Origin of the sequence: Sediminibacterium salmoneum NBRC 103935 (assembly GCF_000511175.1) — a bacterium.
GTDB lineage: Bacteria > Bacteroidota > Bacteroidia > Chitinophagales > Chitinophagaceae > Sediminibacterium > Sediminibacterium salmoneum.
Genome location: NZ_KI866530.1, coordinates 1,250,465 through 1,262,047, shown reverse-complemented (window position 1 = coordinate 1,262,047; position 11,583 = coordinate 1,250,465). Strand labels below are relative to the sequence as shown.

Annotated in this window: 11 protein-coding genes and 1 pseudogene; 8 read left to right on the top strand and 4 right to left on the bottom strand. The window is 39.7% G+C overall.

Annotated elements, in window-relative coordinates:
* Positions 1-13 precede the first annotated feature (13 nt).
* Positions 14-877, bottom strand: coding sequence for a hypothetical protein (locus P767_RS0106070; protein ID WP_026763815.1), 864 nt, complete (start codon positions 875-877; stop codon positions 14-16).
* A gap of 138 nt (positions 878-1,015) precedes the next feature.
* On the opposite strand from P767_RS0106070, the gene proS reads away from it, so the two are divergent.
* From proS to truB, 4 genes are read left to right on the top strand one after another with little or no spacing between them, the layout of a single operon-like run.
* Positions 1,016-2,494, top strand: coding sequence for a proline--tRNA ligase (proS, locus tag P767_RS0106065; protein WP_026763814.1), 1,479 nt, complete (start codon positions 1,016-1,018; stop codon positions 2,492-2,494).
* A gap of 12 nt (positions 2,495-2,506) precedes the next feature.
* Complete coding sequence (locus P767_RS0106060; RefSeq protein WP_026763813.1) at positions 2,507-3,451, top strand: YjgN family protein; 945 nt, start codon at positions 2,507-2,509, stop codon at positions 3,449-3,451.
* Complete coding sequence (locus P767_RS0106055) at positions 3,451-4,524, top strand: M48 family metallopeptidase (protein WP_026763812.1); 1,074 nt, start codon at positions 3,451-3,453, stop codon at positions 4,522-4,524. Before P767_RS0106060 ends, P767_RS0106055 begins: the two co-directional genes overlap by 1 nt.
* A gap of 1 nt (position 4,525) precedes the next feature.
* Entirely contained in the window at positions 4,526-5,227 is a 702-nt protein-coding gene (gene truB, locus P767_RS0106050; RefSeq protein ID WP_026763811.1) for a tRNA pseudouridine(55) synthase TruB, read from the top strand.
* Here the strand turns inward: truB and P767_RS0106045 are convergent.
* The gene (locus P767_RS0106045; protein WP_026763810.1) at positions 5,224-7,611 is read right to left on the bottom strand and encodes a BamA/TamA family outer membrane protein; all 2,388 of its coding nucleotides are present in this window, start codon (positions 7,609-7,611) and stop codon (positions 5,224-5,226) included. The genes truB and P767_RS0106045 overlap by 4 nt on opposite strands.
* A gap of 5 nt (positions 7,612-7,616) precedes the next feature.
* On the opposite strand from P767_RS0106045, the gene P767_RS0106040 reads away from it, so the two are divergent.
* Entirely contained in the window at positions 7,617-8,345 is a 729-nt protein-coding gene (locus P767_RS0106040) for an RNA methyltransferase (protein ID WP_026763809.1), read from the top strand.
* Between the two features lie 3 nt (positions 8,346-8,348).
* On the opposite strand, the gene P767_RS16070 is transcribed toward P767_RS0106040, so the two are convergent.
* Together P767_RS16070 and P767_RS18130 are read right to left on the bottom strand one after the other, a co-directional pair.
* Positions 8,349-9,224 (bottom strand): ABC transporter permease, encoded by an 876-nt coding sequence (locus P767_RS16070; protein WP_051417191.1) that lies wholly within the window; start codon positions 9,222-9,224, stop codon positions 8,349-8,351.
* Complete coding sequence (locus P767_RS18130; RefSeq protein ID WP_051417188.1) at positions 9,218-9,580, bottom strand: hypothetical protein; 363 nt, start codon at positions 9,578-9,580, stop codon at positions 9,218-9,220. The genes P767_RS16070 and P767_RS18130 overlap by 7 nt, the downstream gene beginning before the upstream one ends.
* 63 nt (positions 9,581-9,643) lie before the next feature.
* Between P767_RS18130 and P767_RS0106030 the strand changes: the two genes are divergently transcribed.
* From P767_RS0106030 to P767_RS18475, 3 genes and pseudogenes are all read left to right on the top strand, one after another.
* Positions 9,644-10,921 carry a type IX secretion system plug protein gene (locus P767_RS0106030; protein ID WP_026763808.1) on the top strand — a complete coding sequence of 426 codons (1,278 nt, stop codon included), beginning with the start codon at positions 9,644-9,646 and terminating at the stop codon, positions 10,919-10,921.
* 68 nt (positions 10,922-10,989) lie between these two features.
* Positions 10,990-11,193: a cold-shock protein gene (locus tag P767_RS0106025; RefSeq protein WP_026751538.1), complete on the top strand. Its 204-nt coding sequence runs from the start codon at positions 10,990-10,992 to the stop codon at positions 11,191-11,193.
* 90 nt (positions 11,194-11,283) lie between these two features.
* A pseudogene (locus P767_RS18475) lies at positions 11,284-11,583 on the top strand (purine-nucleoside phosphorylase); the annotation flags it as partial.

The following is an 11,583-nucleotide window of genomic DNA, read 5'->3' as shown; positions in this document are numbered from 1 at the left end:
AACGCTGGCAATATTAATTTCTACCACCTCTTCCTGAAGTTGCGCTGGAGCCTGTGCTTTTGAACCCGCCGCTTGAGCCACCTGCATTGCTATTAGTCATAGGGATAGCACTTGAGCTTGGGTTGTTAAAGGTTCTGATAGCTCTGTCAAAACTGTTCGATTGACCATCAGGAGAACTTGATGTAGAAAACACTCTTTTTACCAAATTGCCAAAATTATTGCTGCTGCCATTGGACCCTGGTGCATACCAGTTTCCTCCTTTTGAAGAATTACTATTGTTATACATTCTGTTTCTCAATGCACTCAAATTTGAGCCAGCACCAGAAGTGATGATATTCGCTTTTGGATTTGAATAATTGAACACGGAGAAAAACGGATTATTCAATCCAATGGGAGTTACATATCCACCTCCTGTTCCAAAGAATCCGGTACCGAAAACTCCTGGGGCGTAATATGATCCACCCAAAAATCCTCCACCATATAAATTATTCCAAGCATTTAATCCGGGATAGTAATTAAAACCAATATTCCATGGATTCATTACATATGGGTTCAACCTCCATGGATTCATTGAATGGGCATAGCCAAAACTAAAAGGCGAAAAATCATAACGCATATCGTTCCAGTAACTGAAATTATCTATGGTACCCCAACGATCCCTGTTGGCTACTTTCATTCTTAAATAACGATCATCCATGGTACTTACATATTCCTGGTACCGATCGTCACTGTTTTTACCACTTGCATATGCATAAGTCTCTCCATCCTCTCCAGGTGAGAAATATACATCGTCGGGCGTTTGGCCTGATTGATAGGCCGTGCTGCAGCCACTCAAGATGGTAACAAGTGTTAGCGCACTGAATACAAGCTTTTTCATGATTTTCCTTTTTAGGTGCATCAATTTGGTTGAATGAAGTTACATACATTTGCGCATGGTAACTACAAACAATTAAAGGCAAATTACATGCCAACTAACAAATGTTAGTGTTGTTTAGGTTAAAAAAATAAAATATTTATGGGAAAGGAGCTTACCTCAAGATCGCAGGATTATTCACAATGGTATAACGACTTAATTATCAAGGGCCAACTGGCGGATTATTCTGCAGTAAGGGGCTGTATGGTTATCAAACCCTACGGTTTTGCTTTGTGGGAAAATATGAGGGATGTGCTGGATAAAATGTTCAAGGATACCGGACATCAGAACGCCTATTTCCCGCTTTTTGTTCCCAAGAGCTTATTTGAAGCCGAAGAAAAGAATGCTGAAGGTTTTGCTAAGGAGTGTGCGGTGGTAACCCATTACCGTTTAAAGACCGATCCGAATAATGCAGGTAAGCTGATGGTTGATCCTGAAGCAAAACTGGAGGAAGAGCTGGTGGTTCGTCCAACCAGTGAAGCCATTATCTGGAACACATATAAAGGATGGATTCAAAGTTATCGTGATCTGCCCCTGCTGATTAATCAGTGGGCTAACGTTGTTCGTTGGGAGATGCGTACGCGTTTATTCCTGCGTACAGCAGAATTTCTTTGGCAGGAAGGTCATACGGCTCATGCAACTGCAGAAGAAGCCATTGAAGAAACCAGACGTATGCTGGATGTATATGCTGATTTTGCAGAGAACTGGATGGCTTTGCCGGTTATTAAGGGAGTAAAGTCGCCTAATGAACGATTTGCCGGAGCTGAAGACACTTATTGTATTGAAGCCCTTATGCAGGATGGTAAAGCATTACAGGCAGGTACATCTCATTTCCTGGGTCAGAATTTTGCAAAAGCATTTGATGTAAAATTCAGTGACAAGAATAATAAACTCGATTATGTGTGGGCAACCAGTTGGGGGGTAAGTACCCGATTGATTGGCGGTTTGGTAATGGCTCATAGTGATGATGATGGATTGATTTTACCACCACGGATTGCGCCTGTTCAGGTGGTTATTGTTCCTATTTATAAAGGCGATGAACAGAAAGCCCAGATTGATGAAGTAGTAAGCGTAATGATGAAGGAAATGAAAGCCCTGGGAATTACCGTGAAGTACGATGATGCAGACAATAGCAGACCCGGATGGAAATTTGCTGAATACGAATTAAAGGGTGTTCCGGTTAGAATTGCAGTTGGAGCTAGAGACCTGGCCAATCAGGTGGTAGAAGTTGCCAGAAGAGACACCAAGGAAAAACAAACTATAGCTATTGCAGGAATTGGTGCATATACTCAGGCATTACTGAATGAGATTCAGGAGGCAATGTTTAATAAGGCGAAAGCTTTTCAACAGGAACATATTACTCCTGCCAATACCTGGGAGGAATTCGTAAACATACTGGATACCAAAGCAGGTTTTGTATCTGCTCATTGGGATGGAACACCTGAAACAGAGGAAAAAATTAAGGAGTTGTCAAAAGCAACCATTCGCTGTATTCCTTTGGATAATCCACAGGAAGAAGGTGTCTGCATTTTATCCGGAAAAAAATCTACTCAAAGAGTGCTGTTTGCGAGGGCATATTGATATATTTATTATATGGAATATAATAAATACAGCCTTAGCTTTAAGGGGAGTGGCGCATCCTATTTCAAGATATTGCTGGTCAATATCATTTTAGTAACCATTACCCTGGGATTGTATTATCCATGGGCAAGGGCCCGTTCTTTACAGTATTTCTATAGTAATACCCTTTTCAATGGTCAGGCTTTTGTATTTACCGGAACGGGGTCAGAAATGTTTAAAGGATTTATTAAAGCTTTTGTTTTATTAATTGGAATATATGGATTGGTAACTTATCTGGTACTTAACGAACAGGAACTGGTAGGTGCCGCTCTTTTTTATATCTTCTTTCTGCTACTGCTGCCTCTTGCTATTCATGGTTCTTACAGATATCGGTTTGCCAAAACGGTATGGAGTGGAATACGTTTTGGATATACAGGAGACAAATGGGAATTGTTTGCCCTTTTCATTAAAGGGACACTACTAACCCTGGTAACTTTTGGAATTTATGGTGCCTGGTTCATGATGAATCTTAGGAGATATCTGTTGTGCAATGTAAAAATCGGGGATGCCAGATTTTCTTACAAAGGGGTTGGTGGAGAATATTTTTGGTTGAATGTAAAAGGATATTTCTTAAGCATTATAACACTGGGACTTTACTTTTTCTGGTGGCAAAAAGATTTATATGCCTATTTTATTAATAACCTTAGATTAACCAGGGGAGATCAGACGATGCTGTTAAGATCAACTGCAACAGGTGGAGATTTTCTTGTGTTAATTCTGGTGAATCTTTTGCTTTTTGTATTTACGCTTGGACTGGCTACTCCCTGGATTGCAGTTAGAACTATGCGATTTTTATTTTCCAATATGGTGCTGGATGGAACCATTGCTTTTGATGAATTACAACAGACCCAACCTAATTTTGATGATGCTACGGGTGAAGATATTGCCGACTTTTTAGACTTTGGATTTATAATATAATGGAAGTACTTAACTCAGTTCAATATTTTGATGGATTGCAGGCTAGCCCTCAATCTGCATTGTTACATATCTCTGAAGCAGGATTCTCACTTCAGGTTGGTCCCATCTGGAATGCAGGTGCACCGGTTTTGTATTTTCCAAAAGCTGAATGTTCTTTTCAAAAAACCGATCATCAGCTCATTGTTTTTTTGAATAAAAAAGCAGGAGCCTATTTTACTGTTGATGCACAAGATCCAACAGCAACGGCCATTATTCATTTACTTCAGCCAGTTGAAAAGTCTTTCGCAACAAGCTTATTTAAACTGAATGCCTTTACGTTGTTGTTGATTGTTCTGCTATTGTTTTCCGGAGTATACTGGGGGATTGCAACTGTTGTTCCATGGGCTGGCCTTAAAATAATCAAACCCGAAACAGAAACTGAATTGGGAGAAAAAATGCATGAGGCGATGATGGGGGATGCCAGCGTAGATAAAAGTAAAACAGCCCTGATTCAGTCATTTGCCAACTCACTGGAATTAAGCAAAATCTATCCTATTAAAATTACGGTGGTAAAAAACCAGGAGGTGAATGCCTATGCCATACCAGGAGGGAATATAGTGATATATACCGGCATATTACGGACTATGCAATCGCCAGATGAACTGGCAGCCTTGCTCGGACATGAAGCGGCTCATATTACAGAGCGGCATAGTTTGCGATCGGTCCTGCGTTCTGCGGCAACAGGTTTAATGATATCTGTTATTTTCAATGATGTTTCCGGAATCTTATCCATTTTGGTAGAAAATGCAGAAGGATTGAGGTCGATGCAATTTTCCAGAAGTATGGAAGAAAATGCAGATGAAGTGGGTATGAAAGTGCTGGTGAAGAATAAAATAAATCCACTGGCGATGAAACAATTGATGCAGACCTTAAAAGATAATGCACCCGAAATGCCTACTGTTCTTAGTTTCCTTTCTACACACCCTGCAACGGATGACAGAATTAAACATGCGGAGTCTTTTGCTATTCCTTATAAAAACAGTTCCTTTGCAGCCAATCCTCTCAGGGATTCTATTTGGAGAGAACTAAAGTAAAATGAAGCAGAAAGAAATTCATCCCGCATTGCAGCCCTATTTAGAAGGACAGGCCATATTGATTGATAAACCCGTTCACTGGACTTCATTTGATGTTGTCAGAAAAATCAGAAATATTACCCGTATTGTAAAAGTGGGACATGCCGGAACCCTTGACCCATTGGCAACCGGTCTCTTAATTGTTTGTACCGGAAAATTTACCAAAAAGATCAATGAGTACATGGGGATGGAAAAAGAATACACCGGTACTTTTACTTTGGGGGCTACAACACCTACTTATGATTTAGAATCAGAGCCAGTTAATTTTTGTAATACCGACCACCTGACTGAATCTCAAATAAAATCTGCTACGCAGGAATTTACCGGACTGATTATGCAGGTTCCTCCCATTCATTCGGCCATTAAGCAAGAGGGCAAGCCAGTTTATTTAGCTGCAAGAAAGGGATTAGATGTGGTGCTGGAACCAAGACCGGTTACCATCCATGCATTTGAGATTGAAAGAATAGAAATGCCTGTAGTTTATTTCAGAGTAGTTTGTTCAACGGGAACCTATATCAGAAGTCTGGCCCATGATTTCGGAAAAGCATTGGGAGTAGGGGCGTATATGAGTTCACTCAGAAGAACAAGGATTGGCCATTTTCAGGTAGCAGATGCAGAAAGTATGGAATCCTTCGAAACAAAAATTGAACAATTGAAAGCTTAGAAAGGAAGCCCTATTCCAAGCTGTAATGCAAAGTTGGGAACCTTAATGCCATTGGGCCTGGTATCGTTCCAGGTAAAGTCTTTAATACTCATCCATCCATTGTTTGCAGCACGTAACGGGTCCTTTAATTTATAGGCAAAGTCTAATCGAATTAGGAAATAAGACATGTCGAATCGGAGGCCTGTACCAATGCCGATTGCCATATCCCTTGTAAAATTACCAAGTGAAAAACGGGTATCAATATCGGTTGATGCAGCACGTTTAATATTCCATACGTTTCCAATATCTGCATACAGTGCAGACCCTATTTTAAAACTTCCGATACTGGCCAATTGAAAACGATACTCTACATTAAATTCCAGCTGCATATCTCCAAAACGATCTCTAAAAGCATTGGCAGCCGTGTCTAATTCACTTTGATTGGAGCTGCCCAGACCCAATTGTCTCAATCTCCAGGCACGCATGCTGTTGGGGCCACCTGCAGAAAATTGTTTGTAGAATGGGAGAGTAGGGCCAATTATGGTATCACCGCCATAGTTATATCCCATACCTGCAAAAGCCCTGTAGGCCAATTCAGATTTAGGAAATTTTACAGACTGTTTGTATTCTGTTTCCAGTTTTAAATAGCGGTATATATTTCCCTTCAATCCTGGAATAAATCCAAAGAGGCCACCGGCTTCTTCAACTGCAATCCGGTAAAATTTATCCTTGGCCGGGTTTCTGCTTCCCTTTGTTGTTTTTACAAAAGAAAAACTCTGGCTCACAATACTTCCTTCATTAAAAGAAGCTTTCAGAAATGGGTTTTTAATAATCAGCTGATCCAGTGAATCCAGCTTTTCTATAGAGTATAATTCAACATTGATTGGTTTGTATAAAAATGAACTGTTTCCTTTCTTCCATTCAAATCCATAGCTGGTAGTGAAATTTCTGATATTGTAAAAGTTTCTTCTGTCTACATAACCCAGATTTACCGACCACAGGGTTCTTTTGTTATCCAGCAGGTCCAATCCCTTCCAGGGTTTAAAGGGTTGAATGATTCCAGGGAATATATAGGTATGGCCAACATTAAAAAGAAAGGTCTGAAACAGCTGGTCCGGCTGGTTACTGCTGTTTAAAATGTTCAATTCAACTCCCGTTCTGATGGTTGCCACCGATTGGATAGCATTTTTCCAGACATTTCTGTTATTATACGAGAAGTTCGTTGTAATACCCAGCAGATTGGTAACACCAATGTCGGCAATATTTCTACTGGCTTCCAGGTCTACTGTAAAACTTTGCTTTACAGCTGGTGTCATAAAGAAATACATGTCCAGCGTATCCTTATCCCTGATTTCTGGTCGGATATCTACGTTTTGCCAGGCAGGCAATTGTCCCAGTGCATTGGCAGTTTTAAAAAAACGTTGTTCGTTGTAAACATCTCCCTTTGAAAAATAGGTATCTTCTTTCATTGGCCTGTAATTGAACAAACCCTTTTTGTATCGGATAGTTCCATTGGGAATTTTCTTCTCAAAAAACGATTTGTCTTTTAACAAACTATCGGGCACATCAGAAATTTTCGTCTCAGGATAATAGTGCAGATTGCCAATATGGTATTTAATTAAACGGGAACTGTCTTCCAGTTCTCTTTGTTTGATGGTTATATCCCAGTTTGGATTTTCTTTTTTTGCTTTGGCTATTTCTGATAAAAGCTTTGCCTGCTCAAAAGGGTCGGTGGTTAAGGAGTACAGTTTGGTGTTATTGGAATCTACATAAGCGTAAACATCTTCTCGGGTTATTTTATAATAACCACTTTTTCTGAAAAGTCCTACCAGTCTGTCTAATTCGTTACTGATGATTTCTTTGGAATAAGGTTTGTTCTTTTTTAGCAGACTCTTGCTGCTTTCTGAACTGGCCAGACGCTGCAAGGAGGAGTCATTCATTTCAATGTTGACTTCGTCGATGCTGATATTTTTTCCTGCATCAATATTCATAAACACACTGGTTCTTATCTGGTCTTTTACCGTGTCGATGGTGTAGGAATTGGTTAGTTCAGCATAGTAATATCCCTGAGCATTCAGGTAAGAATTCATGAAAAGGGCCGAACGGAGAATATTACTGCTGTCGAAAACAGCCGGATTCTTAATTTTATAAAACAATCCAAATTGTTGTTGCTTGGGTACTTTTAAACTGTCGTCCCAGTAATTTTGCAAGTTGGTTAATAAGCGTTTTTTCTCATCTTTGGTAAAATTGCCATTCAGGTTTATCTGATTGTTATAAACAAAGGGCCGGTCTTTTGGATAATTTCTAACCCAGGTTCTTTTTTGTTCAGCACAGGATACCAGGAACAATATGGTGAAAATGAATACAATTGCGCCGTTGAATCGGGTATTTACCTTAAAATGCATAGACAATGTTAAGCAAGAATGAAGCCAAATATATTCAAAGTTTGTTCCATAAAAAACAAAGGGACGCTTTAAACTTGTTTATTGTAGAAGGAGTAAAAGGGGTAGACGAGCTTTTGAACAGTTCCATACAGGTTCAGAAAATTTATGCATTGGACAATTGGGAGCACCCCAAAATGCACAAAGCTCCTATTGTAAGAATCAGTGAATCGGCTTTACAACAAGTAAGCGCACTGCAAACACCCAACAAAGTGCTGGCCATTGCAGCGCAACCGGTTATGGAGGTTCAACCGCCGGTGAAAGGTAAATGGATACTGGCCCTGGATGGAATTAAAGATCCGGGTAATATGGGCACGCTAATCAGGATAGCTGACTGGTTTGGCATTCAGCAAATTGTTGCCTCGGAGGATTCAGTAGAATTCTTCAACCCCAAAGTAATACAAAGTACCATGGGAAGCTTTGCCAGGGTAGCGGTTGGTTATACACCACTGCTTCAATACCTGAATCAAACTGACCTTCCGGTACTCGGAGCTTTGCTGAATGGGAATTCCATATATCAGCAACCCGCACTAAAAGAGGGGGTGCTGTTGATAGGGAATGAATCCAATGGAATTAGCGAAGCTTTGCTGCCATTGATAAGTTTACCGGTTAGCATACCCAGAATAGGGGGAGCAGAATCGCTGAATGCAGCAGTGGCGGGGGGCATTTTACTCTCACATCTTCTAAAACCCAGCTGATATTTATCTGAACTGGATGGCCTGAATAGGTTTGATTTTTTTTACCAGCAATGCAGGAAGCAGCAAAATAGAAAAAGACAAAAGCCAGGTAGCAATACAAACCAGGGCAATTTGCCACCAGATGATTGATACAGGTGCTTTTTTTACATAGTAAGCAGATTCGTCTAATTGTATAAACCCTGTAGCTTGTTGAAGTAGTACCAGACCTAATCCTACAAGAAAACCCCAGATAACTCCTTTAAATGCAATAGTACCGGCATGGTGCAGAAAAATCTGAATGACCTGTCTGTCTCTGGCCCCTAATGCTTTCAGAATACCAATCATGGGGGTTCGCTCTAATATCAGAATCAGCAGACAAGTAACCAGGTTGATGATGGCTACTATGGCCATGATAATGAAAATGACATTCCTGTTCATATTCTGAATATGCAGCCAGTCAAATATATTCGGATAGATAGAAGCAACCGTTCTGCTCATCCATTCAGTGGGTAAATCATTTAGTAAAACCTGGTTTACAGAATCCGGATTAAACCCCTCCTTTACAAAAATTTCATATCCCCCTATCTGATCAGGCTCCCACTGATTGAGTCTGGCAATCAAACGTAAATCTGTAAGCATGAAGAGCTTATCGTATTCTTCAATACCTGTTTTGTATAGCCCCGTCACTTTTAATTTCCGGTAAGTGGTCTGGGTAGACTCATTGCCTACAAAATACAGCGTAACAGTATCGTGCAGCCGAATATTCAGCAATCGGGCAATTTGTTCAGAAACAATGATTTCTCTGCTGTAGAGGCTATCTTTAAAACCCAGCCAATTTCCCTCAGTTATAAAAGGCTTGATTAAACTACTGTCATAGGTTGATTCAATTCCTTTTAACAAAATCCCCTCAATATTTTTTTGTGTGATAATACCGCCGATTTGGTAGCAAAAGCCTGTTGTATAACTACACCCTCCTGTTGGCTCAGCAATGTTTCGATTTGCCTGTTCCGGCTGATGGGCAATTCTTCTGCCATTAAAGATTTGTCAGGTTCAAAATGTTGTACCCGTATATGTCCCCAGAAGTTAAAAACTTTTTGTGCAACAGTCTGTTGAAATCCATTTACAAAACAAACCGTGATAATCATGGCCGCCACACCCACAGCAGTAGCCCCTACAGACAACCGGATGATGAAGCGAGAAAAAGTTTGCTTTTGATTGGCAGCTAATTTCTGAGCGATATATGCTGGAAAATTCAAACGGTATAATTTTTGAAGTAATCAAAGCTACTAATAATACATTTGTTTCAGTAAGTTTAATCTATGATGAAACTGTTATACACAATGCTACTGGGTTTATTAAGCAGTTCTGTGATGGCTCAGCTTAAACCGGACCATATTTATCATCCCAATATCAAAACCCCGAAATTGTTTCCTGCGAATAATCAGCTGGGACTACCCATTATTCAATTGAATTCAGTAGATCAATTGGAACTACATTTTGATGATCTGGGCAATTATCCCAAGAATTATTTTTATACTTTTCAATTGTGCAATGCAGATTGGTCAGAAGCACAATGGAGTCCATTTGATTATATCAGAGGGTTTCAGCAAAACAGAATCAGTCAGTACCGTATATCTTCTATATCGCAGGTACAGTATGTACACTATCAGGTTAATTTACCGGAACGTTCCAGTGTTCCAACCAGAAGCGGCAATTATATCTTAAAGGTTTTTCAGGATGCAGATACCGCTAAATTATTGTTTACCAAACGATTTTATGTGGTTGATAATAAAGTAGGAATTGCAGCCCAAATGCAACAACCATTCAATGCAATGCAGCACAGAACGCATCAGAAGATTCAATTGTCGATTAATACTTCAACCCTTCAGGCCATTCAACCTCAGCAGATACAAACCACCATTTTACAAAATGGGAGATGGGACAATGCATCACAGAAATTAGTTCCTTCCTTTATTAGGGGTAATATACTTGAATACAATGCCGAGCAGGATTGTTTATTTGCGGCAGGCAAAGAGTATCGCTGGATTGATTTAAGAAGTTTAAGATTCGAAAGTGATCGCATTGAAAGAATCAGCAGAACCAATATCCCGGTAACTGTTTATGCTAAAACAGATGCAATCAGAACAGGGGTTCGATATTTATGGTACAGAGACTTAAATGGATTTTTTGAAATTTCTACTACCGAGTCCATCAATCCCTGGTGGCAGTCTGATTATGCAGAAGTGGAATTTACATTGGCTACCGATAATCGTCAGCCTCTTAAACAACCGGTGTATTTAATGGGAGATTTTACCGGAAATCAATTAAGTGATAGTTCGCTGATGGAATTTGATGAGCGTAAAATGGTCTATTACAAGCGGTTAACTTTAAAACAAGGATTTTACAGTTATCAGTATGTTGTTAAAGAGGGTAACAGCCAGCAGCCAATAGCTTCCTATGATTTTACTGAAGGGAATTACTGGGAAACGGAGAATAGCTATACTATTCTTGTGTATTATCGCCCTTTTGGCGGAAGACACGATGAATTGGTAGGATTAAGGCAAATCAGTAGTATTCAGCCTAATTTAAGACTTTAACAATTAAGTTTAGGCAGGGCAGGTATTTAAGTGTACCTTTGCAGTATTATTTATTTACAATTTTTACAATGGACACACAAATTCAAGGAACTGTAAAGTTCTTTAACGAAGAAAAAGGTTTTGGTTTTATTAAGCATGATGATTCCAACAAAGAAACTTTTGTACATGCAAATGGTTTAATCGACCAGATTGAAGCTAACGATAAAGTTATCTTTGATGTGCAGGAAGGAAGAAAAGGTTTGAATGCAGTAAATGTAAAACGTTTAAGCTAGTCTTAAATTACATACCTTATCAGAGGCCATCAACTTTCCGTTGATGGCCTTATTTTTTATCAGCGTATATTTGTCCCCTAATTTCTTATTATGTCTGTTTTAATGAATCAACTGAAAGAAGCTGCAGCTTTTATAGGTTCAAAGGCCAATCAGGAGGCCAATATTGGAATTGTTTTAGGTAGCGGTTTAGGAAATCTGGCCAAGGAGATTAAGGTGGAAGTTTCTATTCCCTATTCAGAGATACCCCATTTCCCGGTAAGTACAGTGGAAGGGCATGGGGGAAGTTTATTGTTTGGAGAACTGAGCGGCAAAAAAGTATGGGTGATGAGCGGCAGGTTCCATTTTTATGAAGGGTATACGCCTCACCAGGTTACTTTTCCGGTAAGGGTA